At 61.3% G+C, this 21,829-nt stretch carries 22 protein-coding genes and 3 tRNA genes; 1 reads left to right on the forward strand and 24 read right to left on the reverse strand.

The features are described 5' to 3' along the window. Positions 1 to 9 precede the first annotated feature (9 nt). The 7 genes from KGR00_RS19325 to KGR00_RS19355 form a co-directional block, all read right to left on the reverse strand. The gene (locus KGR00_RS19325) at positions 10 to 834 is read right to left on the reverse strand and encodes a hypothetical protein (RefSeq protein ID WP_224418699.1); all 825 of its coding nucleotides are present in this window, start codon (positions 832 to 834) and stop codon (positions 10 to 12) included. A gap of 755 nt (positions 835 to 1,589) precedes the next feature. Then, positions 1,590 to 1,844 (reverse strand): hypothetical protein, encoded by a 255-nt coding sequence (locus KGR00_RS19330; RefSeq protein ID WP_224418698.1) that lies wholly within the window; start codon positions 1,842 to 1,844, stop codon positions 1,590 to 1,592. Between the two features lie 123 nt (positions 1,845 to 1,967). Next, on the reverse strand, positions 1,968 to 2,501 hold the full coding sequence (locus KGR00_RS19335) for an STY4534 family ICE replication protein (RefSeq protein WP_224418697.1): 534 nt from the start codon (positions 2,499 to 2,501) through the stop codon (positions 1,968 to 1,970). A gap of 94 nt (positions 2,502 to 2,595) precedes the next feature. Beyond that, positions 2,596 to 2,961 carry a CCDC90 family protein gene (locus tag KGR00_RS19340; RefSeq protein WP_224418696.1) on the reverse strand — a complete coding sequence of 122 codons (366 nt, stop codon included), beginning with the start codon at positions 2,959 to 2,961 and terminating at the stop codon, positions 2,596 to 2,598. A 922-nt stretch (positions 2,962 to 3,883) separates the two neighbouring features. Next, positions 3,884 to 4,588, reverse strand: a complete 705-nt coding sequence (locus KGR00_RS19345) for a hypothetical protein (protein ID WP_224418695.1) — start codon at positions 4,586 to 4,588, stop codon at positions 3,884 to 3,886. A gap of 117 nt (positions 4,589 to 4,705) precedes the next feature. Further along, positions 4,706 to 5,569, reverse strand: coding sequence for a hypothetical protein (locus tag KGR00_RS19350; RefSeq protein WP_224424515.1), 864 nt, complete (start codon positions 5,567 to 5,569; stop codon positions 4,706 to 4,708). Beyond that, a complete protein-coding gene (locus KGR00_RS19355) occupies positions 5,566 to 7,605 on the reverse strand; it encodes a DNA topoisomerase III (RefSeq protein WP_224418693.1) in 2,040 nt (679 codons plus the stop codon). Before KGR00_RS19355 ends, KGR00_RS19350 begins: the two co-directional genes overlap by 4 nt. Positions 7,606 to 8,041: 436 nt before the next feature. Here KGR00_RS19355 and KGR00_RS19360 point away from each other — a divergent pair, with 436 nt between their 5' ends. Next, on the forward strand, positions 8,042 to 8,719 hold the full coding sequence (locus tag KGR00_RS19360; RefSeq protein WP_224418692.1) for a hypothetical protein: 678 nt from the start codon (positions 8,042 to 8,044) through the stop codon (positions 8,717 to 8,719). A gap of 181 nt (positions 8,720 to 8,900) precedes the next feature. Here KGR00_RS19360 and KGR00_RS19365 read toward each other — a convergent pair whose 3' ends face one another. The 17 genes from KGR00_RS19365 to KGR00_RS19445 form a co-directional block, all read right to left on the reverse strand. Next, on the reverse strand, positions 8,901 to 9,407 hold the full coding sequence (locus tag KGR00_RS19365; RefSeq protein ID WP_224418691.1) for a single-stranded DNA-binding protein: 507 nt from the start codon (positions 9,405 to 9,407) through the stop codon (positions 8,901 to 8,903). A gap of 111 nt (positions 9,408 to 9,518) precedes the next feature. Next, positions 9,519 to 9,974, reverse strand: a complete 456-nt coding sequence (locus tag KGR00_RS19370; protein ID WP_224418690.1) for a DUF3158 family protein — start codon at positions 9,972 to 9,974, stop codon at positions 9,519 to 9,521. Continuing rightward, positions 9,971 to 10,603, reverse strand: a complete 633-nt coding sequence (locus KGR00_RS19375) for a hypothetical protein (RefSeq protein WP_224424516.1) — start codon at positions 10,601 to 10,603, stop codon at positions 9,971 to 9,973. Before KGR00_RS19375 ends, KGR00_RS19370 begins: the two co-directional genes overlap by 4 nt. Positions 10,604 to 11,108: 505 nt before the next feature. Then, entirely contained in the window at positions 11,109 to 11,891 is a 783-nt protein-coding gene (locus KGR00_RS19380) for a PFL_4669 family integrating conjugative element protein (protein ID WP_224418687.1), read from the reverse strand. Positions 11,892 to 11,996: 105 nt separating this feature from the next. Then, complete coding sequence (locus KGR00_RS19385; protein ID WP_224418686.1) at positions 11,997 to 13,226, reverse strand: STY4528 family pathogenicity island replication protein; 1,230 nt, start codon at positions 13,224 to 13,226, stop codon at positions 11,997 to 11,999. Next, complete coding sequence (locus KGR00_RS19390; RefSeq protein ID WP_224418685.1) at positions 13,226 to 13,837, reverse strand: DUF2857 domain-containing protein; 612 nt, start codon at positions 13,835 to 13,837, stop codon at positions 13,226 to 13,228. Before KGR00_RS19390 ends, KGR00_RS19385 begins: the two co-directional genes overlap by 1 nt. 2 nt (positions 13,838 to 13,839) lie before the next feature. Next, positions 13,840 to 15,870: a ParB family protein gene (locus tag KGR00_RS19395; RefSeq protein WP_224418684.1), complete on the reverse strand. Its 2,031-nt coding sequence runs from the start codon at positions 15,868 to 15,870 to the stop codon at positions 13,840 to 13,842. 4 nt (positions 15,871 to 15,874) lie between these two features. Then, the gene (locus tag KGR00_RS19400) at positions 15,875 to 16,375 is read right to left on the reverse strand and encodes a hypothetical protein (RefSeq protein ID WP_224418683.1); all 501 of its coding nucleotides are present in this window, start codon (positions 16,373 to 16,375) and stop codon (positions 15,875 to 15,877) included. Further along, positions 16,368 to 17,057, reverse strand: a complete 690-nt coding sequence (locus KGR00_RS19405; protein ID WP_224418682.1) for a DUF2786 domain-containing protein — start codon at positions 17,055 to 17,057, stop codon at positions 16,368 to 16,370. Before KGR00_RS19405 ends, KGR00_RS19400 begins: the two co-directional genes overlap by 8 nt. 219 nt (positions 17,058 to 17,276) lie before the next feature. Continuing rightward, positions 17,277 to 18,146, reverse strand: a complete 870-nt coding sequence (locus KGR00_RS19410; RefSeq protein WP_224418681.1) for a DNA adenine methylase — start codon at positions 18,144 to 18,146, stop codon at positions 17,277 to 17,279. Next, positions 18,143 to 18,871 carry a hypothetical protein gene (locus KGR00_RS19415; RefSeq protein ID WP_224418680.1) on the reverse strand — a complete coding sequence of 243 codons (729 nt, stop codon included), beginning with the start codon at positions 18,869 to 18,871 and terminating at the stop codon, positions 18,143 to 18,145. Before KGR00_RS19415 ends, KGR00_RS19410 begins: the two co-directional genes overlap by 4 nt. Further along, positions 18,868 to 19,176 carry a hypothetical protein gene (locus KGR00_RS19420; protein ID WP_224418679.1) on the reverse strand — a complete coding sequence of 103 codons (309 nt, stop codon included), beginning with the start codon at positions 19,174 to 19,176 and terminating at the stop codon, positions 18,868 to 18,870. The genes KGR00_RS19415 and KGR00_RS19420 overlap by 4 nt, the downstream gene beginning before the upstream one ends. Beyond that, complete coding sequence (gene dnaB / locus KGR00_RS19425; RefSeq protein ID WP_224419853.1) at positions 19,173 to 20,540, reverse strand: replicative DNA helicase; 1,368 nt, start codon at positions 20,538 to 20,540, stop codon at positions 19,173 to 19,175. Before dnaB ends, KGR00_RS19420 begins: the two co-directional genes overlap by 4 nt. Positions 20,541 to 20,580: 40 nt before the next feature. Next, positions 20,581 to 21,483: a ParA family protein gene (locus KGR00_RS19430; RefSeq protein WP_224418678.1), complete on the reverse strand. Its 903-nt coding sequence runs from the start codon at positions 21,481 to 21,483 to the stop codon at positions 20,581 to 20,583. A gap of 89 nt (positions 21,484 to 21,572) precedes the next feature. Then, positions 21,573 to 21,648 (reverse strand) — tRNA-Thr (locus KGR00_RS19435). Positions 21,649 to 21,664: 16 nt separating this feature from the next. After that, positions 21,665 to 21,739 (reverse strand) — tRNA-Gln (locus KGR00_RS19440). A gap of 6 nt (positions 21,740 to 21,745) precedes the next feature. Beyond that, positions 21,746 to 21,821: transfer RNA gene (locus KGR00_RS19445), tRNA-Phe, on the reverse strand. Positions 21,822 to 21,829: the final 8 nt, after the last annotated feature.

Consider the following 21,829-nt stretch of genomic DNA (forward strand, 5'->3'; position numbering starts at 1 on the left):
GGACATTCCTCAAGGGAGGGACACGACGACGTCGCGGCCGTCGACGGTGAACGACGCCGAACGCCCATCGATCGACGAGAGACGCCAACGTCCGACGCTCTGTCCCGCTCGAATCAGACGCAGATCGCTCAGACTCGCCACCTCTCCATCCGCTATCGCCAGGAAACGGCGATCACCCCGCCGTTCCACACCGGCGATGGTGAACGGGGGCGTCGGCGACTTCCGACGAGAGCGGGAGGCTTGGTCCTGTCGCGGTTTCGCTTTTCGCTTCTCGAGCCGCTCGCGCAGCGCATCGATGGATGCCTCGAGCCCCTGCTCGGTCTCGCGAACCGCGCTGAAGCGTACATCGACCGAGCCGGAAAGCTCGTCGATGCGTTGGGACAGCCCGTCGACCTCGTCGGCAGAGGCGAGATGATCGAGACGCTGTTTCATCTGGGCGTTTGCCTCGACATGCTCGGCCAGCCGGTCGAGACGCGCATCGACGTTGCGGCCCAGGGCAACGTCGGACGCGCGTTCCGCCTCAAGCGTGTCCAATCGGTCGCGAAGCTGATCGAGCGTCTGCTGCTGCTGTTGCAGACGGGACTCCAGCGAGGGCCCCTCGGCGTCATCGCCATAGCCATAGCCCGAGGCAAGATCAGCGACACCACTGGAGATGACTCCATATCCCGCAACAGCGGCTAGCCCTATGGCAGCAAGGCCACCCACCACAATGGCGATTCTCGCTAGAGGCCTTCTTCCACGGGGTTTGCGATCAGGCTCGGCGATGTCTTCCGGCGAGATACCCGCTCTATTCTCACGATCCTGGTCGTGAGCTTCTTGGTGTTCACCCGTCATGTTTGCCTCCTGCAACCCGGAAAGCTAAGGAGACGGCTCGACGATTCTGAAATAGGGACATCGAATGAGACCTCGCGCCGGGCGTCCTTGGTGATGGTTTCTGGACCAACCGTGCCCGAGGGGTGAGAGGCTCGCGACGAGAAACGTTAACTGCGCACGTCCCTATTTTCCGGCGAAAAAAACGCCCCGCAGGGCGTTTGCATAGATTCGATCGTTGAGGACACATGAACGACTAGCGTTCCGTGTAGCGATGCTCGGGGCGATCGGCGAACGCCGCCAGCGCAAGCTCGGGTGTCTCGCCGGAAAACGGACGTCCCATTCGATCAAAGACGATCCAGGCTAACTCCCCGAGTACCCTTTCTGGAGGATATGCGGCCCGGAGCAGCCCGACTTCGACCCTCGGCCATACCGGACTGCCTTCGTAGACGACGTGGGACACTCCGTCTGGGCGCGGCACCAGACAATAGATACTCATGATACGGACTCCATGCTCTCATGGAGCCATCCCCGCCGGGGATGGCCCCGGTAGGGATAGAAGGTATCTAGTGCACGGGATGACTCCCGTAGGGACTAACGAAAACCGCCTCCCAGAGGGAGGCGGTCACGATGAGGTCAAAATCGGCCGGTTGGCCGAGATTAGTGCTTTCGCCGTGCTTCGCGTTTGCGATGAATCGTGTAGGCGTAACCGCCTGCCACCGTCATCGATACCGTGAGCACAACGAAAATAGTGCCAAGCAGCAGAGTTGCGTAATCCATCAGGAATCACCTCCCTCGTCGGCTTCGGCCTTGGTTATCAACGAGTCTAGCATGCTCTTGGCGATACCAGCGACCAGGGCCACGACGAGGAAGACCGCGCCGCCCCAGAAAGCATGGGCCATGCCGTCGGGTTGCGTCCGCAGGGTAGGACCCAGCAAGGCGGCAACCACGCAAGCCGCGGTCACGCTGCTGCTGATACGGTCGGCCGCGTCGAATATGGCGCGAGCGACCCGGAGCTTGGATAGATAGGACATGACATCTCCAATCGGTGCCGCATTGGAGACGCCCCCGCAGGGGAGAAATCTCCCCTGCGAGCGGGTGGGTTGAACCACACCGCCGGGACGCTAGATCCCGAACGGTGAGGCGGTTATGTGGAATCAGGCCATGGCTTCGGCAGCCCCCACCGAACCGGTGTCGGCGGCGACGTCCGGCTGAGGCGAAGCCCCGTCGCCGGACTGACCAGAAGGATCGTCGGAGGTAGCTGAGACAGCGTCTCGCCGAGGCGCTTCGTAGACTTTCTCGCCATCCACCTTCACCCAGTTGATGAACAGCAGACGTGCTTTCAGGCTCACGCCGGTTTCACCCGCGCGATCCCCTTTTGTCCGTGTGAACAGGTCGGCGTACAGATCGCCCAGCTTGAAGCCGACAAGGATCTTGGGCTCGGAAAGCCCTTTCTCCTTGCGATCGGCCACGGTAGCGGCGAACTTCTTGACCAGCTTTTCCGCCTCGGCACCGCTGACGCGACAATCGAAGCGGCGATACTCGACATCATTCGCGGGACCATTCAACGCGGAGATATCGCAAGCCCAGAACGGGTTGCCACGCTTGAGCGTGACCTTGCGAATCCGGTTGACGTAGCCCACGCCAGTGATGTGGAGATCGAAGAACTGGTTATCGGTCGAAGTGGACATGATGTAACTCCTTGGGTCGAGTCTAAAAAACTCCAGGAGATACACCATCCCCATCGGGGGAAGTGTTCCCCCGGATGGGTAGGTTGGGATGCGATTAGCTGAAGAACTTGATCGCAGTCAGAAAGGCGAGGCCCAGTGCAAACATTCCACCGAGGCGGAGTGTCAACTGGTTGGCCAGTTTTGTCATATCAAGCTTCAGCTCGGAACGAACGGAATCGATCTTCTGGTTCAGGTCTGTACGAACAGAGTCGATCTTCTGATTCAGGTCGGTTCGAACAGCGTCGATATCCTTTGTCAGAGCAGCACGAGTCTCGGCCAGATCCGATTTGGTGGCGAGCGTATGCTCGGCCGCCTCACGGAAGGCTCGTCCATGAGCTTCGGCAATCGCCTCGGCCTGCTCCTGAGTGAAGCCGGCCGTGCGCAGTTGCCTCGCGAACTCCAGGGTATCGATGGCGTACATCGTCATCTCCAGTCTTCTCCATGGCTTGGGGAAGACACACCCCATCCGGGAAGTGTTTTCCCGGGTGGGTGAAATAGCAGTGGCATCCGACCCTTGGCAGGGCGCTGTCTTGCGGGATGCGATACAGCTTGGGGATCTGCCCGAAGGCAAAGGGCGTCACTGATGACCGACAGTGACCAACGGCGTACATGGTAAGGATTGCGCCACCTTCTCGCGGCGTCAACCCCAAACGATCACCAATCGCAAGTCGTGGCGGCGGTTGTCCCCCGCCGCGCCTTGGGATTGAAGACCAGAACCGCAAGACAATGCAGCTACCGATACCGGTGCGGGTAGCGTGTGGAATCAGCCATTATGCGAGCTATCGACCGTCATGCCCCTCGTAGTCATGCGCTCGACCAGCCGTTGCATCCGGTCCTAGGTCATGGCGTTGGACCAGTACGTTTGTGCGCGGATCCCCGCACAAAAGGAGCCCGGGGGTCAGGCGGCGGGCACCGCCGGCGGGAATGATCGTCGAACCGGCCAGAGAGCGATCCTCGACGAAGGTCGCTCGCTGGCCGGTTCGATGATTCGAGGAAACATTGGGAGGTGGTCGACGACCGGTCGACCTGATAACACAAGGAACCTGGAACCCCAGCTACTTGTCCCTAGTAGTGCAGCCATGCTGATGGCGGGGTGCGCGTTCTCACCAGGTGTTCGCGCTTTGGGATCGGACCACAGAGGGCCCTGGGATCGACTGTTAACCGACAGTCGCAACGGGGTACATCTGGAATTATCCAGTAGCCCTCCGCGTAAGGCAAGCGCCACGCTCCACCGCCCCCTGCCCGGATCCAAAGTGCGTTTTTCCTACTGCTTCATGCAGGCCAGTAGAGCGACGTTCTTGGGCCGCGTTTCATCGCCTCCCGCGGGGGCCGTATGCCATGTACTACTCAGCGACCCGGGCGCCCGGCTCATAGGCGGTCGTGGTAGCCGCGGCGCCCGAAGCCGAAGAGGAATCCTCATCGGCCATCGTCTCGCTCTGCCGGCGAGGTGCCGGCTGGACAATGGGCCGCCATTGCTCGCGTCGATCCGAAGCCACGGTGACGCCGAACCGAACCTGCTCAGTGGGCTCGTAACACACGGTTCGCGTGATGCGATCAGCATCCAACGTCCACGGCTCACCGGCCAGCATCTCCAGCGCCGCTCGCAATGGCATGGGGCCCATTTGATAGTGGGGCCCCGGGAGCGGGCGGCTGTACAGGTAATTCATCGCGGTCCCGCGCGGATCGCACAGCTGATAGCCCGTGCCCTTCAGGACATAACGAATGGCGTCGCCGACGCTCGGCGACTCGATCGGTGGGATTTGAACGGAAACGATCTGTTCCAGGAGATGCTTTTGCCCCTCCTGAGCATTGGCCTGAACCAGTTGATAGCGCCCCACTCGCACGACGTCGACAGCCGTCGAATCGTCATCGTAAATGTTGGCAAGCCGTGGTCCGGCACCATCGTCGTCCGTGGAATCCTCGATCTCGGTGTCAGGCCGGGAATCCACCGACTTTGGAGCCGTTTGGGATGGGAAGTGAGAACATGCCGTGACGCCCAGGGATAGGAGCGCGATGGTGCCAACGGCAGGAAGACGGAATCGCCTCATGATTGCAGGCCTCGCGGAAGTCGATTCCACCACGATGCCCACTCGAGCCTGCTCGATCAGTCGAAAACGTTAACTCGTGGCGTCAGCATTTCCGATGTCAGAACACCTTCTCGAGGACTACGTCGCCTCGGCTGACATCTCGATGGCGTCGGGACCATCGATGGGCTTCGCCTTGAACCAGCACCCCCACTCGCGAGTGCGTGGATAGCCAAGGCGATCCAGTTGTGGCGGGATCGCCCCCCGGGCACTACGATCGGTGCCGTAGTGATGGCCACCATGCGCGTTCAGGTAGTCGATGATGTGCTCGATGTGCCGTTCGGCCTCGGGATCGGCTCGTAGATAGGTATCGATCATGGCCATGGTGCGCTTGAACGGCGTCATGTACTCGGTTTCCCCGCCTCTGGCCCCCGGTCGGGCAATGCGCATGTCGGGATTGAGCTGGTCGATCAGGCACTGCGCCGACCTCCGCGCTCCCGGCTGGATGCGCGGGGCCAGCTGGCGGTAGATGCGATAGGATTGAGGTTGGATCTCGGCCTCGCCGCTGTAACGGATCTCCATGGCGGGCTGTTTTTCGATCGCCAGGAGCCCGATGCCGAACTCGCGCATCAGCCACCACAGCAGATTGTTGGACCGATACTGGGGGCGTTTGCAGGCGACCCATATCAGATGGGGCATGCCGGCCTGCTCCGGTCGCGAGTGCGTTCGCCAACGGCTCGCCTGCTCGATGACGCCCAGGGTCAACGAGCGCTTGCACTCGAAGACCTGGCAGATCCCTCGGCGTGTCGCGATGATATCGGGACGTCCCGGGAACGTCTCAAGAACCACCTCGGGGTAGGTCTCCCAGCACTGGGTGCGTAATCTCTGATCGACCACCCAAGCGATCTCCGTCTCTGTCATCGCCTTGTCGAAAGCGCCCGACTCCTTTCCGGTCCCGGTCAGGTATTCGGCGCAGTTGGACTCCCAATCGTCCCCACGCATCATCCGCGCCCTCCCCGAGCTGGCTGTGCTTTCGATCGGCCGCTGGCCTTCGGCTTGCCCTTCTTGCCGATCGACTTGGTGCCGTCGCACTCGGGATAGCGGGAGCACGACCAGAAGGGGCCACTGCCTCCCTTGCGCTTGCGCATCTTGGCCGAGCACTTGGGACAGGTTTCGCTAGGGGGCTCGGGAAGATCCAGACGGGGTTGCTGGAGCGCCAACGCGATGAGCTTGTCGAGCATGACATGCTGACGCTGCATGAAATCCTCCAGGGTCATGGAACCCTCGGCAACCTGGTCCAGAGCCTGCTCCCACAGCGCCGTCATACCCGGGTTGCTGAGCTGCGGAGGTAACGCCGCGATCAGCCCCTGCCCCACCGGGGTCGAAACGATCGTGCGTCCCTTCTTGCGGATGAAGCCTCGCTTGAGCAACGTCTCGATGATCCCGGCGCGGGTCGCCTCGGTACCGATGCCGGCGCTCTCGCGCAGCCGCGCGCGCAATCGTTCGTCGGTGACGAACCGGGCGGCATTCTTCATCGCCGAGATCAGCGTGCCCTCGGCAAATGGCTTCGGCGGCTGGGTCTGGCGATCCTTCACCAGAAGGTCCACGACCGCGCAGCTTTCCCCCTGACGGAGAGGCGGGAGCGCCTGCGCACCTGAAGCCTCCTGCTCCTCGTCGTCACCGTCCTGTCCTTTGCCCTTCCCTCGAGGAAATAGCAACTTCCACCCCTCGACCCGCACCTGTCGCCCCGAGGCCACGAACGTCTCGCCGGCGAGATCCAGGCGCACGTCGGTCTGATCGTACTCATGGGCGGGCAGGAACTGAGCCAGATAGTGACGACGGATCAGATCGTAGACTCGGAACTCGTCCTCGCTCATGCGATCGATCCGGCAGGGGGCCGTGGTGGGAATGATCCCGTGGTGAGCCGTGATTTTGCGATCGTTCCACACGCGGCTCTTGAGCTTCCGATCCAGACGATCGATAACCGGAGCGAGCTTGTCATCCGAGTGCAGGAGCGCCGTCACGACCACCTCCACCTCGCTCAGCATCGACGTGGGCAGATAGCGACAGTCGGTACGGGGATAGGTGGTGGCCTTGTGCGTCTCATACAACGACTGGGCGATGTCGAGCACCTGCTGGGCACCGAAGCCGAAGTGCTTCGAACACGCCTGCTGCAGCGTGCCCAGGTCCATCACCAGAGGCGCGGCTTCCCGTTTGCGCGAGGTCTCGACGGACGCCACCGTCGCCTGCGCCCTCTGGCAGCGTGCCGCGGCCGCGCGCGCCGCCTCCTGGTCGATGCAGCGTCCTTCCTCGTCGAGCCAGGCGTCATTGGCCGGCAGCCATTTGGCCTGAAACCTACCACCCCGCGCCTGCAGGTTCGCCACGACGTCCCAGAATGGCTTGGGCACGAAGCTCGCGATCTCCTGGTCGCGTCTCACGACCAAAGCCAGGGTCGGTGTCTGCACACGGCCCACCGACAGCACGCCCTCATGCCCCTGTCGTTGGGCCAGCACCGAAAACGCCCGTGTCAGGTTCATTCCGACCAGCCAGTCCGCGCGAGAGCGACCGAGCCCGGCCTGATACAGCGACCAGGTCGACTCTCCAGGCCGGATGTTGGCCAGCGCCTTGCGAATCGACGCTTCATCCAGCGCCGAGAGCCAGAGCCGCGAGACGCGGCCCTGATAGCGACAGGCATCGAGGATCTCGCGCCCGATGGTCTCGCCCTCGCGATCGGCGTCGGTGGAGACGACCACTTCGCTGCACTGCTTCAGCAGACCCTGGATCACCCTGAACTGCTTGCCGGCATCCTTGCGCACCGTATTCTTCCACTGCCCCGGCCGGATCGGCAGCGACTCCAGCGACCAGCGCTTCAGCGCCGGATCATAGGCTTCGGGGGGAGCTTGCTCGAGGAGATGACCGAAAGCCCAGGTGACGACGACACCCTCTCCCTGAAGACATCCGTCAGCTTTGCGGGTAGCACCGAGCACCTTGCCGATGTCGCGCGCCTGAGAGGGTTTTTCGCAGAGAAACAGTCGAGTCATGGTCTCCGGGCCTCGTGAGATGCAACTGGCCCAGGATGGTCGGACTGGTTCGACAGGTCAGGAGAAAACGTTAACAGAGGCCGGCAACATTAAACTCTGTCTTCCATGTATCAAATGGCCTGACTAGCTTGGACAACAACGAAAAGACCACTAATAAATATTAACAGCTTTCAAAAAGAAATACTCACCACAAACACCCATAAGCCCATTAATTTATTTAAACAGATCTAGCCAGCACCATTCAACTAAACTTCAGAAGCCCACATAGCTCTAGAACCCCGAGCAACCATTCAGCATAATATTTGATCATTCACCAACTAAAAATCCTACCAGCCACCAAAAAAATGATCTATACTACATACAAATTCTAATGCGCCACCACAGAGTTAAAATATTCACACAGCGGCGCAATAAAAATAACAACGAGGTCACTTTTATGCATCCAGCTTTTGCACGAGCAGCCGTTATCACAAGCGGATTTTCTTCTATAATTGCGATATCGAATTCTTTTTCTGGGCTTGTGACATTCTATGGACATTTAAAATCTACATTTGATACGTATCAGTTCTATATACGCGATCCTATATCCTCTGCCCTAGACTATCTTTGGCCACAATTCATTTTCCCGCTCCCAACCTGGGCTCCTGACTACATAATCATTCTTGCGCTTTCCATTTCCTCACTTACATTCATGGAACAATTTACGCGCTCAGAACATCGCCTCATACCAATGACTATAAAGGGCTTCCTCTACATGCCCAGGCTTCTCTCCGCTGTTATTAAAAACAGAAAACAAATGAACATGAAAGAGAAAAACACGATTCCCGAAATGATTTCCTACAGGTTATTTGTATTTATGATACTTATTGTTATCGGATACACAATCATCATTACCATTTTTTTAATCACACTTCCAATCTGGCTCATCTTATATTTAATCGGAACAATGATGTTTTATGGAAAAATAAAAGGAAGGGGACCTAAGCTGATGTTCACTTATTTAGGATTCATAGCTTTAGGCTGCTTCAGCCTAGTGGCCTTGAACGAACAGTATCGTGATTATTGCGAGAACTCCACTGATAGCAATAGAGCTTTTATCTGCCAAGAGCCATAAGCTTGCCATCTCTCGGCCAGCAAAAACCTACTGACAAGCTTCTCATAAAACATTTATTTTCCAATTCCCCCGTACTCAGAAAGCTGGAGTAGCCATGGCAGGTCGTTAACCACCCACATGTAGGCTGAACGACAAACGATCATTAACCGTCACCATGGCCACTAGCCCGGGGGACGATCAATCACTGGCCAAAATGCTCGGCTACTGAATTAGACCCTACCGGATTATTCCACTCCCCCGCCTCCCCCGCAGTTTTTGCAAAGGCTCCCACGCTACCTTCATCCGTCGCAGTGATACTCTGCTGATTGGCACCGCAGTTGGCTTTCTCGAGAACGACCTGCGTGACCCTGAAGGGAAGGATGCCGACCCGCTGCGCTTGAACCTTGAACTGAGACCGGTCCTCGCCACTCTCGCGATCCTTCCACTCATCGAGCACCATTCGGCCGGATACCATGACGCGCATCCCGCGTTGGTAGAGACGCGCCCAGGTCTCGACATCGCGATTCCAGATCTCGACATTGGCCCAGAACCCGCCCCGATCGACATTGCCTTGTTCGGTGGGAACCGGATTGTCGAATCGAACGTTCAGTCGCAATACCCCTCGTGGAGCCTGGTTGCCGCTTGGCGGGAACATCCTGACTTCGGGGTCCGAACCGATATTCCCCTCGCCGCTGAAGTGGGTGCTCATGCTGACCTCCATGGGATGTGAATCGAAATCGTGCACGAGCACTTTTCCGCGCGACCCAAGGCAGGTCAGCAAAAAACGTTAACTCCGGCGCGGATATTTCCCGGCGAGAGCTCACAACATCGATTCGATTTCTTCGATCTCCTCGAGCGCCTTATTGCAGCGAGCGATCTGACGCGTCACGGCCGCCACCTTGGCATTGAAGATGACACGCTCGGTTTCGATGTCGACTAGCTTGCGACGCATGCCTTGTGAGACACCGCCATGTTCCAGCACCGCTTCCAGCAATCGGCGCCCCATCTGGCTTTGTCCTCGATCTCGCCACTGGATGGGCCGGACTCGCCCACCGCTGGTCTGATGAGGCTTGAGGAATAGGCCAACCTGAACCACGGTCTTGTTGTGCCGGTTGGCAAGGTCCGCCGACTCCTGCCACAACCGAGCACACTCCTCTTCCAACTCGTCCCGGAATCTCAGTACCTCCCCTTTACCCTTAAAGGGTTTTAAAAGGCCCTTTGCGTATCGATTCAGTGCAAAATCCTGTGGCTGTTCCAGTGCAGATATCGTCGTCACGACTTATTCCTCACCCAGTCTCGATTTCTGTTTCCATTGGAAACACCCCGCTCGCCGCCGGCACCGATGCCAGTGGCATCACCCTGGTCACCGCCGGCACTGATTCCAGTGGAATCACCCAGCTCGCCGCCGGCACCGATGCCAGTGGCATCACCCTGGTCACCGCCAGCGCTGATTCCAGTGGCATCACCCAGCTCGCCGTCGGCACTGTTTCCGGGGGAAACACCCAGCTCGCCGTCGGCACTGATTCCAGTGGAATCACTCGGGTCACCGCCGTCGGCACTGATTCCAGTGGAATCACCCAGCTCGCCGCCGGCACTGATTCCAGTGGAATCACCCAGCTCGCCGCCGGCACTGATTCCAGTGGAGTCACCCAGCTCGCCGCCGACACTGTTTCCAGTGGAAACACCCTGCTCGCCGCCGGCGTGTTGCCAGTGGCAACACTCGATCCCGCCGTCGGCACTGATTCCCCCGGAATCACCCTGGTCACCGCCGGCACCGATGCCAGTGGCATCACCCTGGTCACCGCCGGCACTGATTCCAGTGGAATCACCCAGCTCGCCGCCGGCACTGATTCCAGTGGAGTCACCCAGCTCGCCGCCGGCGCTGTTTCCGGGGGAAACACCCAACTCGCCGCCGGCACCGATGCCAGTGGCATCACCCTGGTCACCGCCGGCACTGATTCCAGTGGAATCACTCGGGTCACCGCCGTCGGCACTGATTCCACTGGAATCACCCAGCTCGCCGCCGGCACTGATTCCAGTGGAATCACTCGGGTCACCGCCGCCGACGCTGATTCCAGTGGAATCACCCAGCTCGCCGCCGGCGTGTTGCCAGTGGCAACACTCGATCCCGCCGCCGGCACTGATTCCAGTGGAATCACCCAGCTCGCCGCCGGCACTGATTCCAGTGGAGTCACCCAGCTCGCCGCCGGCAATGTTTCCAGTGGAAACACCCTGCTCGCCGCCGGCGTGTTGCCAGTGGCAACACTCGATCCCGCCGTCGGCACTGTTTCCGGGGGAAACACCCAGCTCGCCGTCGGCACTGATTCCCCCGGAATCACCCTGGTCACCGCCGGCACTGATTCCAGTGGAATCACTCGGGTCACCGCCGCCGGCGCTGATTCCAGTGGAATCACCTTGGGCCTACCTGTGGCTCATCGGCTTCGGGCAACAGGGAGTCATCATCCATATCCGCTCCTGCGAGGCCCTGAGAGGCTTGATCCGCCGACGGCGCTGCCAGATTCGACTCACGGCGGACGGGGGGAGCAAACTCACTTCGACGTGTCCCTTCCAGAATGTCCTGCGGCAGCTCGCCGAACTTTTCACGGGCGTCCCGCGCCTTGGCGTTGTTCGCGGCAAAGTCGTCTCGCGTCGCACCGCTGAAGCCGGGAAACTTGACCGGCGCGTAGCAGAGCGATCGCATGGCGTGACCTCCCTGGTCGCGTATCATCGACGCGCGCTGCTTGTTGCCCAGCAGCCCGATGTGGTGGGCCAGGAGCACGTCGCGCACGATGCCGTCGTATTCCATGAGCAGCATCACGGCCTGCCAGCCCATCTGGCCGCCCGTGAACACCGGCGTCACGAATGGCTGCTGACTCACGTTGCGGCTGACGTCCAACCCTTCGGGAATGCCGTCGAGAACGGTACTCACCCTCTGTTTGAGCTGCCTCAGCGCATCACGGGTCTGATGGATCTTGCCCTCCAGGGTCAGCAACCACATATCGGCGTACGGATCGTCTCGCTCCGCCGCCCGGTGGATCCGTCCAGCCAGGGACAGGAATTGCTTCAGCCCCACGACCTGCGGCTTGCCACTCTCGACCCCTCGACCGTGCCACGCCAGAACGGCGGGATAGGTATGCAGTGTCATTTCGATCTTGCTGCGTAGCTGCCCTACGCGGGGCTCGGCGCTGGCCATGGTCACTCCTGGAGTCAATGCACTGGATGGGTTCACAGCTTCATGGCCCATCACCGATGACCCCAGCGAAAACGTTAATCCCGAACGCGAGCGTTTCTACCAACGCTATCGGGATAGGCCCAGGCGCCTGAACATGTCCTCCCGGGCTCGCTCGGTTTCCGCCGACATTGGCGGGGATTCATGTGCCAGGCCATCGGCAGCGCCCACCCCCGTCGTGCTAGGGGGGCCCGTCGATGGCAACTGCAGACTGTTGCGCTTCCCGGCCACCCCTTGGCCAAAGTGGGTCGCCTGGAACTGTCCCGATGCGGCCCGCTTGGCCAGTGTGTGCAGGAACCCCATGGGGCGCTGGACCTTGCCCTCCTCCATGCGCCCGGCCGCCTCGTCGATCACGGCCTGTTGAGTCTCGTGCGGCAGTCCGGTCAGCATGAGCGAAACCGACTCACGTTCGTCGCTGCTCAACTCGAGTGGCCAGCTCCAGATCAGCGCGGGGGCATCCGTCTCGCGCGCGGTGGTTTTACACACAGAGTTTGTATAACTACGTACTGTAGGGCCTGACGTTGCGGAAACTGTGTCGTAACCTACTGATTCACGCATGAGTTTCCGCTGGAAACTGGGCTCGCCGGTCTCGGGAAACCGCCCTGGTTTCCGCTGGAAACTGGGCGATTTGCCCTGAGTTTCCGCCGGAAACTGGGTGGACGTTGACTGAGTTTCTGCTGGAAACTCGGCTTGGCTCTGCCGCTGGGCACGCTGATCGATGACATCCAGTCGAGTCGGCACCTCGAGGACGCCACTCTCGGCCAGTTCGTCTCGCACCAGTCGAGCCACCTCGGCAACATCGCGGTTGCGGTGACGGGTGCAACGGATGACGTACTCGATGTACTCGGCGTCGAGCGACAGCGACTCGGCAGGAGCGAGCGGCTCGTCGTGCAGCACGTAGACGTTGCCGATCATGCGGCCGTTCTCGGTGTTGCGCGCCTTCATGCCCAGAGTCATCCAGCGGGTCAGGCGGAGGATCGCGATGACCCTCGCGACGGTCTTGCGCGACGCCTTGCGATTCGCGCCCGAGCGCAGCAATGGCTCCAGTTCGTCGTAGGTCGGGAACGCCGTGGTGCGATCTGCGTTCGACAGTAGCCGGATCATCTGCCAGCCCAATACGTCGACCGCCCCCAGGCGCTGATCGAGCAACAGCGCGCGGGGGACGGTTTCATGGGGGTTGCCCATGAACAGGAGACCGTCGAGGGCGTCCTCCTGAACGCCCGACGCCGAGGCGGGTTGGCCTCGGCGCTGGGTCAGGGATGACGCGGCGCGCCCGATGAGCGCGTCATAGTTTCTCATCACGCCACCCCGACACGCATCACGCCCTCGTCGTCACCCGGCACACTCTCCTGACGGGCCTGCTCCGGCGTCGTCCACTGCCGGATCAGTGTCCAGATCACGGCGAGCGGCAACTCCACTTCCTCGGCCAGGACCAGCATGCCGCGGATGTCCTCCGCCGATGCCGGACTGGCCGGGTCACTACTGATGGTTTGCCAGCGATGCCAGGCGGCGTGCTCCACGGATTCGTCCGGCATCGGCAGTCGTCCCTGGCGACTCGGCACGCCCAGTAATGCTCTTCGCGCGGAACAGTCATTGGGTGTCAGGCCGAAGAATGCGGCCAGCATCTGCACACTGGCCCCGTGACGGATGCACTGGTCGACCAACTCGTCGCGGTCCTGATCGCGATCGATCCGCCGCAACGCGGCCCTGAACATCTCGTGATCCAGCTCGAACCGCGCGACCCCGGGGAACTCGTGAATCATCGACTCGATCTCGCTGGCTCGTAACCGGCTCAGACTCTGCAGTTCCTCGTTGCTGAATCCCAGGGCTCGCGCGCGACGCATGTCGCCCTCGCGGATCAGTTCGAGGGCCTGATTGAATAAGGCGTTGTTGAGTTGTGGTGTCGTCATTGTCATTGCCCCCCTGCGTTATCGGTCACCTCGCGCAAGACCCTGACCAAGCGGGTCAGCCACCAGACTCGGATGAACAAGCCATCCGGCAGACGCACGTCGACATCGTCACCGTGGCTACCGACCAGTTCCCCGAGCAGCGAAATCTCGGATGGCAGAATGGGATCGATGTGGCCCTGGAAGCCGGCCAGCAGCTGCCAGATCAACTGGGCCCGACGGCCGGGGTAGTCCCCCAGTGGACCGAGTTCATACCCCAGCCCTTCGCGGGCGTTGAGACGGATGATCTCGCTGGAGCCACTCGCGTCGAGCCCCGCCCAACTCGCCAGGGCCTGAACGACCTCGCCAATCTGCATGCGCAGATCTTGCGGCTTGCGCCGCCAGGCGGGCACGTGCCAGAGATCGGTGATCGGCGCGACGGGGCCACCGGACTGAAGCGGGACGCTCTTGAGCGCGGCCGCCTCGAAGTCGATCGCCTCCTCGCCGTGTTCCCGCGCCTGCCAGTGACGCAATTGGCGATGCCCTTCGCTCTCGTGATACGGCGACAGCGTGAGATCGTCGACCAGGGTGTCCTGCTCATCAGCGGAACGGATAGGTCGAGCCTCGCCGTCGCTATCGAGCCATTCGTGCAGGGAGGTTTCGCTCGGCTGGGGGGCCGCCGGTGTCTGCTGGGCCCACTGCTCGAGTTCGGCGTTACGCTGTTCGAGTTGCTCGAGCTGCTCTCGCATGCGCTGCATCTCGGGCGAGTCGCGTGATCCACCGCGAGAAACGGCTCCCCCATCTCCTGCATCGGTCTCTTTCGGCGACAAGTCGCTCTCGCCATCCCCGAAGACAATGTCGACCGGATCCGTGTCCTGGGGACCATGGCCGTCATCGGTATCGATCGCTGCGCCGGTGTCGTCGGCGCGCCCCGGGATGTCGGGCGGCGTATGCGACCGAGTCGATCGCCTCGCGTCACTGCCAGTGGTTGGAACCGTCTTGTCCTGGAGCGGCGGATATAGGTAACGTTCCGGGGGATGGCGCAGTCGCTCGAGTTCCGCGTCGACCGTGGTCCAGATATCGGCCCGCTCCTCCTCGCTCACCGAGCGCCCGTACTTGCGCACCGTGAACCAGTTCTTCCAGGCCATGTCGATCGGGTTGAAATGGAGTCCGGTGTGATCGTGGAGCATGCCCTTGAGACGATCCTCGACGATGCTCCACGGGAGCTCGGTCTGCCCCTCGTGATCCAGTTGGACCATCTCATCGTGCCAGGCCTGGGCGAAATCACCGTCGACGACGTTGCTGGCCCACTGCTCGGCCTCGCCCAGATCCTCGGCGTGTTCCAGCCAGTAGTCGGCACAACGGGTCCAGCACTCCTCGCAGAACTGGCGGAAGCCAGCCAGTTTTTCGACTTGGGGCCGTCCCATGCCACTCTCGAGGGTCATGGGCAAAGTCGGCAGAAAATGCTCGATGGTGTAGAGCATCTTCGAGACGTGACTCTGGTTGATGGTGTACCCCAACCCCTGGAGGCGCCGCGTCAATTCTCTCTGGGAGATCGACTCGCCTCTCTCGGCCTCGAGCATGCGCTTGGCTTCGTAGACCCCACGGGCCCGCTCGATCCAGGTGAGCTGGCCGCGGTTGTCGTTCTCCGCCAGATGGCCGGCAAGGACGTGGATCTCGCCCTGCCACGGTACGTAGTGGCAGTCCTGGCTATAGAAGCGCGCGTCCCCGGTCTCCTCGTACAGCTCCTGCAGGATGCTCAATCGGGTGTTCCCGCCATCGGAGATCATGTAGCGATCGTCGCCCGGCCGCTGAGTGACGGTCAGCGTCTGCTTGAGCCCGACGGCACGGATCGACTCCTTGATCTCCTGGTACTTCGGATTGCGCAGGGTGCGCGGATTGCGATCATAGGGGCGCAGTTGGTCCAGCGTCAGCGTGATGGCCATTTCGCTGCTCGGTGCCGGCAGCCGGTCGGTGGGTTGTGTCATTAACGTCGGCCCCGGCTGAGTCAGCTTGGCCGTGATCTGATCGCTGGTGATTGCGTTCTTGCTGCTCATGGGCTTACCACTCCGGCTGCCGCGATGCCAAAACATCGGGATCCAGCAAACGTTCCAGTTGATGTTTCAGGCGCGCGATACCTTGCTCGACGCCGAACAGGCTCAGGTCGTCACGGACCTCGGGAGGATACTGTTGGCTCAACTCAGCCACGCCGTGACGGATGTCGGCGAGGTTGTCGACGACGATGACCAGCAACTCGACATCGCTCAGGACGTGATACTGCAGCTGTGCCCAACGCCGGTGTAGATGCGGCCGCATCGACAACCGTCCCGTCTCGTCACAAGCCATGTGGAACACCAGCCAGGTGTCGGCGAGCAGCGAGCGCAATGTGGTATTTCGGGTCGTGCGTGCCTGGGGATGTTTCTCCAGCCAGTCGTCGATAACCTCCAACCACTCAGGAAACGGATCGCACATCCCGAGGGAGAGGCACTCCAGATTCGTCAGATAGCGCTCGATGCCAGAGCCATTCATTGCTCGGATCGGGAATTGCAAAATCTCAGCCATGGGTCAGTCCCTCCCGCCGATCCGCCTCGACGCCATCGTGGAAACGGGCATTCCGCCCAGCTTCGAAGCCCCGCATCATTGCCCGCCGATCATCGCGACGTTGTCCGCGGTCGATCGTCGAGAGTGACTCGAGGGTGGTGTAGAAGCGGGTCTTGAAATGGTCGATCGCTGCGATGGCCTCCTTGCCCATCTCGACGGGACGGATATGCTCGGCGGCGCCCGACACCCAAGCACACGCGAAGGCATCGGCACGGCGAGTCTTGGTGACGCGCTTGGCGCGCTTGCTCATGCCTGCCAGGAACGCCTTCCGATCACTGACCAGCTGACGCTGGAGCACTTCGAAGGCATACGCCGCGATACGCACCTGGCCCGACTCGCCGAGAAAGGCGTAATACCCCTGCCACCCGCTGAGAGCCGGGTGGGGTTCATAGACGGCCAGCGTGCCGAACGACGCATTGACGAGCACTACCAGTTGACCGAGCCACCGAGGTGGCGTGCGCCCAGCGGCGGCCGGCACGACGATGCGCTCGATCGTCGAGGCGGCGACATCGATCTCGCTCAAGCCGTACTTGGCCATGAGCCGCTGGGCCTGGCGTAGCGCGATTCCCGCTTCATGCGCGTTGGCCGACTGGGATAACGCCAGGCAACGCTTGATCTTGCGCAGGTTGCGATCAGGGATCATCGCGGACCTCCTTCTTGCCGCTCCACCCGACGCAATCGAGCCATCGCGTTCCTTTCGGCACGCACATCGCTGGGTGAGAATCCAGTGAATACCGGCGGGCATCCGGTCTTCATGAAGCGGACATGCCCGCCTCGAGTTCGCTCGACGTCCCAGCCGTGGTCGACTGCATATCGAACGACCCGCCGCATGCCCTGTGTCGCGCAGCGAATCGGTAAGCCGTTAGCCATGGGCCACCTCCTGATCGTTAAGGCCGAGTTCGAGCTGGCCCGCCCATTCGGCAGCACGAGGATTGAGCCACAGGCATTCCGTACGCCGGCTAGAACCTCGCTGACCCGATGCTTGAGTCTGGCGGCGCGCCATACGCCAGCCCCTCAGTGCATTGCGATAGAGGTCGCAGTCGTAGCCAGATAGGAGAACGAAACCCGTGGCGTTCATGAGATGGTCGAGCAAGTCGAGGTGTTGCCGATTGCTCATTTCATATCGATAGGCGCTGCGGTGGTCTTTCTCGCGCGTCTCTTCGGGATAGGGCGGGTCGACGTAATGCAGGGTTCGCTTGGAGTCATGCTGGGCGATAACGCTCAGGGCGTCCCGATTCTCGATCAGCACGCCGGACAACCGTTCGGCCACGACCTCGATCAGCAAAGGCATACGCTGCCAGTGATGTTGCGGCGTGCCGCCGACGCGGCGAGTATCGGTGCGGAATCCCGAATTACCCCGGGTCGCACCGGCGGAACCGAATCCCATCTGGGCTCTGATCAACACGCGTCTAGCGCTCTCGACCGGCTCCTCGCTCATCTCGAACGCCTGCTCGAACTCGTGGCGGGCGTAGGGAGTCAGCCTGATGGCTTCAACGAGTCGGGCACGCAGCCGAGGGTGGCGAAGCACCTCGAACAGATTGGTCACTTCACCATCCAGGTCGTTGTACACCTCTGCGTAACTTCTTGGCTTCTGGAGAAGCACGCCCGCGGCGCCACCGAAGGACTCGACGTACACGTCGAAAGCTGTCGCCGGCGGAAAGTGCGCCATGATCCACTTGGCCAATCGGAACTTGCCGCCGTGGTATCGCATCAAGGGAGCAGAGACCGTCATGAGTCGTCTCCCTTCTTTCCGTCGCGGTCGGCTGCCCGATCGAGCCGCTCGATCTCGGCGAGTAGCAATGCAGCGGCCTTGATCAGGTTTCGCCGCGCGCTGCGGCTCGGCTTCCACCATCCCGTGGCCCACGGCCAATCATGCGGGATGTAGAGCGATAGGTCCGTGGTGTCGGGGACGCCGTAACGACCCTGGAGGGCGGCGAGATTCGCGTACCCGATGGCGGCGCGGACCATTTCAGCGCTACGGTGGGTATCATCGTGGCTCGGCTCCCAGCCCTCGACCTCGACCTGTCGTCTGCGCTCGGCAAGCACATCGCCACTGGCGCGGGTGGGTATGTCGTAGAAGTCCTGAGTCTGAGCCATCCCTTCATGGCGAAGTCGCCCGATCTGTCGACGAACTTCATAGTCGAGAAACCGCTCGAGCGACCGCTGGGGGACGCTGTCGTCCCGGCTTTGCAGATAGCTCTCCAGCGAGTAGTAGACGAAGTCGCTGGCCTCGATTGCCGGGATCAGGTACTGCTCGCGGACACACCAGTCACCCGCCCGAATCTCGCCCACCAACCTGGCGGAATACGCCGCCTCCAGGGTCGCTTGCTCGACACGAACCAGATCGAACCGGAGTTCGATGGGTTGGCCGTCGAGATAGCAGACCGGCAAGTACCGCGTCGCCGACGCTCTCTCCCAGTCAAAGAGGACTTCCACGCTCAGCTGACAAGAGGTCATAGTTGTTCCTCCCCCTGCCAGGCATCGGCTTTCTCGCGCTCCCACAATTCCAGGAAGACGGCATCGCCATTGCTGATCCAGTGATGGATCTCGCTGGAACCGAAGGTCGCTTCCGTCAATACGACGAGGGCATCGTGGGCCAACCCCGAGTCCAGTGCTCTCAACCGATGCAGTTCAAACGGCCAGTCGTAGCCGTTGTAGATACCGAGCAGAAAGCGCCGTAGGTGATGGGACTGCCCGCTGTGGCCTCGAGCAGCCGAAATCAGGTGCTTGAGCGCTTGATTCGCTTGCGGGGATGCCGTCATGACCATCCCTCCCGCGTTTGCTTCCACTCCAGCGATTCGAACCGGGTGCTCGAGCCCAGAAAGGCGAGGTGGACCGTGCCGATGGGACCGTTGCGCTGCTTGCCGAGTATGAGTTCGGCCAGCCCTTTGTTGTCCGGATTGTCTGGGTGGTAGACCTCGTCGCGATAGACGAAAGCGATCACGTCGGCATCCTGCTCGATCGCGCCGGAATCGCGCAGGTCGGCCATCGTGGGACGTTTGTTGGGACGGGTTTCGACGCTGCGATTCAACTGTGAAAGCGCGATGACCGGGCACCCGAGGTCCTTCGCGGTCGCCTTGAGGATCCGGGATATGGTCGAAATCTCGTTGTTGCGGTTCTCGCTCCGCGGCTCATGGAGGAGTTGCAGATAATCGATCAGGATCAGCGCTGGCTTGCCGTGACGGCGCATCATGCGGCGGGCACGCGACTTGAGCGTCGTTGCCGTCAAGCCGGCCTGATCGTCGATGAACAGCCGATCCTCGAATTCCAGGATCCGCTGAGCGGCCGCCGTCAATTTGTCCCAGTCGTTGTCTTCCAACTTGCCGGCGCGGATGCGCCCCAGATCCAGGCGCCCGATACTGGCCATGAGGCGCAGCATCAGCTGTTCCTCGGGCATCTCGAGGGAGAACACGAAGATCGGCGCCGTGGCCAACTCGACGCGCCCAGCCGTCGAAATCAAGGCGTTCTCGACCAGGTTCATGCCCAACGTTGTCTTGCCCATCGCTGGGCGTCCCGCGACGACGATGAGGTCCGAGTTCTGCCAGCCGCCGGTGAGGTCGTCGAGATCCCGGTATCCCGTCGGTGTTCCGGTGATGCCGTCCTTGGCGTGGAAGGCACGATCGATCGTGTCGACCGCGACCGAGAGCGCCTGACGGACTCCCGCCGGCTCGCTGCGACGATCCTCGGCCAACTCGAAAAGCTGGCGTTCGGCGGCTTCGATGATGGCGTGGCAGAGTTGGCCGCCGTCGAGCGCCTGCTGACTGATATCGCGCCCCACACCAGTCAACTGCCGACGGCGCCAATGCTCGCGGACGATTTCCGCGTAGGCGACGATATTGCTCGCCGAGGGCGTGTTGCGTGCCAGCTCGGCGAGATACGCCAGTCCCCCCATCGGTTCCAGATGCCCATTTCGCTCGAGCACTTCCGATACTGTCACGATATCGAGCGGGTGTTCGGCGCGAGCGAGTTCCGCCATGGCGTGGGCGATGCAGCGGTGCTGGAAGTCATAGAACGCGTCGGCATCGACGATTTCGCTGATCTCGTCCCACTTGCTGTTGTCGAGCATCAGGGCACCGAGAACGGCTTGCTCCGCCTCACTGCTGTGAGGAGGGAGCAAACCGATCATCTCGACATTGGGGTGAGCGGTCGGGGGTGCGTGCCGTGCGTCAGTGGACATGGCCACCTCCCGCTTTGCCGGTCCCGGGGTTACCGTTCGGCTTCACGGCTCCAACGGCGCGGATGGCATCGGCCCATTCGGGGAATAAATCGGCGGCGACCGCCTTGATCTGGTCCGCACAGGCGAGCGCCTTGCGAGAACTCGGCTTACGCGGTTCGACACGGTGGACCGGCAGGCTATCCAGGGCCGCGCGGCGATACGCCGAGAGATTGACCAGCGGCGTATCGAGCACACGGATGCCGCCCCCCTCTCCGATGTCATCGACCTCGGCATACATGCCGCGAATGCTCTCGGAGATATCACGGGCATCCCTCAGCTGGTCGGTCATCTTGTTGAGGAGGATGGAGACCGGCGGGACATCGAAGCGTGTGTAAAGCGCCAGTTCGCGCAGCTCGTTGAGCATGCCCTGGGTGCCACGCACGAACTCGCGTGCCGTCAGCAACTCCGGGACGATGGGGGAAACCAGGTGATCCGAGGCCAGCACGGCCATCTCGAGGAGAATGGACCGCGCACCCTGGGTGTCGATGAGGATGACGTCATAGCGATCGGCGAAGCGATCGAGCAACCCGACGAGTCGAAACCGACCGTTCGGCGCATTGAGCAACAGCTGCTGCAGCTGGTTGCGATGATCGTTCGAGACGATGATGTCGAGCCCGGGGATCGACGTTCGGGATATGATCTTGTCGAGGTCCACCAGGTCGGTGGCGAACAGCTCGTAAACCCCACCCGGGGCCGGCTGCGACAGATCGTAGTAGGAGGAGAGGGTCGGCTGGGAATCCAGGTCGACGAGCAGGACCCGGAAACCGGCGTCGGCCAGAAGGCCGCCTAGATTGGCGGTGGTCGTCGTCTTGCCGACGCCGCCTTTGGAACAAACTGTTGCGACAACACGCATGATTCGTTGCCTCGCCCAGGGTGAATGGAGCGAGTGCAGCCACTACAAGCGTCGAATCAAACGTGCGAGATAGGGAGGGTAGCTTAGGTTGGTGCTGGCACCAGGAGTCGAACCCGGGACCTACTGATTACAAGTCAGTTGCTCTACCAACTGAGCTATGCCAGCGCCAAATGCGTCGGCGTGGCTGGGGTAGCAGGACTCGAACCTGCGAATGCCGATACCAAAAACCGGTGCCTTACCACTTGGCTATACCCCAGCAGTGTGGTGGCCAGAGACGGAATCGAACCGCCGACACGAGGATTTTCAATCCACTGCTCTACCGACTGAGCTATCTGGCCGCTGCCAA

The sequence above is a fragment of the Modicisalibacter sp. MOD 31.J genome, from assembly GCF_020147985.1.
Lineage (GTDB): Bacteria > Pseudomonadota > Gammaproteobacteria > Pseudomonadales > Halomonadaceae > Modicisalibacter > Modicisalibacter coralii.

Coding starts and splice junctions, on each gene's coding strand:
- KGR00_RS19325 (WP_224418699.1), bottom strand. CDS start 834: ATGACGGGTGAACACCAAGAAGCTCACGACCAGGATCGTGAGAATAGA.
- KGR00_RS19330 (WP_224418698.1), bottom strand. CDS start 1,844: ATGTCCTATCTATCCAAGCTCCGGGTCGCTCGCGCCATATTCGACGCG.
- KGR00_RS19335 (WP_224418697.1), bottom strand. CDS start 2,501: ATGTCCACTTCGACCGATAACCAGTTCTTCGATCTCCACATCACTGGC.
- KGR00_RS19340 (WP_224418696.1), bottom strand. CDS start 2,961: ATGTACGCCATCGATACCCTGGAGTTCGCGAGGCAACTGCGCACGGCC.
- KGR00_RS19345 (WP_224418695.1), bottom strand. CDS start 4,588: ATGAGGCGATTCCGTCTTCCTGCCGTTGGCACCATCGCGCTCCTATCC.
- KGR00_RS19350 (WP_224424515.1), bottom strand. CDS start 5,569: ATGATGCGTGGGGACGATTGGGAGTCCAACTGCGCCGAATACCTGACC.
- KGR00_RS19355 (WP_224418693.1), bottom strand. CDS start 7,605: ATGACTCGACTGTTTCTCTGCGAAAAACCCTCTCAGGCGCGCGACATC.
- KGR00_RS19360 (WP_224418692.1), top strand. CDS start 8,042: ATGCATCCAGCTTTTGCACGAGCAGCCGTTATCACAAGCGGATTTTCT.
- KGR00_RS19365 (WP_224418691.1), bottom strand. CDS start 9,407: ATGAGCACCCACTTCAGCGGCGAGGGGAATATCGGTTCGGACCCCGAA.
- KGR00_RS19380 (WP_224418687.1), bottom strand. CDS start 11,891: ATGGCCAGCGCCGAGCCCCGCGTAGGGCAGCTACGCAGCAAGATCGAA.
- KGR00_RS19385 (WP_224418686.1), bottom strand. CDS start 13,226: ATGAGAAACTATGACGCGCTCATCGGGCGCGCCGCGTCATCCCTGACC.
- KGR00_RS19390 (WP_224418685.1), bottom strand. CDS start 13,837: ATGACGACACCACAACTCAACAACGCCTTATTCAATCAGGCCCTCGAA.
- KGR00_RS19395 (WP_224418684.1), bottom strand. CDS start 15,870: ATGAGCAGCAAGAACGCAATCACCAGCGATCAGATCACGGCCAAGCTG.
- KGR00_RS19400 (WP_224418683.1), bottom strand. CDS start 16,375: ATGGCTGAGATTTTGCAATTCCCGATCCGAGCAATGAATGGCTCTGGC.
- KGR00_RS19405 (WP_224418682.1), bottom strand. CDS start 17,057: ATGATCCCTGATCGCAACCTGCGCAAGATCAAGCGTTGCCTGGCGTTA.
- KGR00_RS19410 (WP_224418681.1), bottom strand. CDS start 18,146: ATGACGGTCTCTGCTCCCTTGATGCGATACCACGGCGGCAAGTTCCGA.
- KGR00_RS19415 (WP_224418680.1), bottom strand. CDS start 18,871: ATGACCTCTTGTCAGCTGAGCGTGGAAGTCCTCTTTGACTGGGAGAGA.
- KGR00_RS19420 (WP_224418679.1), bottom strand. CDS start 19,176: ATGACGGCATCCCCGCAAGCGAATCAAGCGCTCAAGCACCTGATTTCG.
- dnaB (WP_224419853.1), bottom strand. CDS start 20,540: ATGATCGGTTTGCTCCCTCCTCACAGCAGTGAGGCGGAGCAAGCCGTT.
- KGR00_RS19430 (WP_224418678.1), bottom strand. CDS start 21,483: ATGCGTGTTGTCGCAACAGTTTGTTCCAAAGGCGGCGTCGGCAAGACG.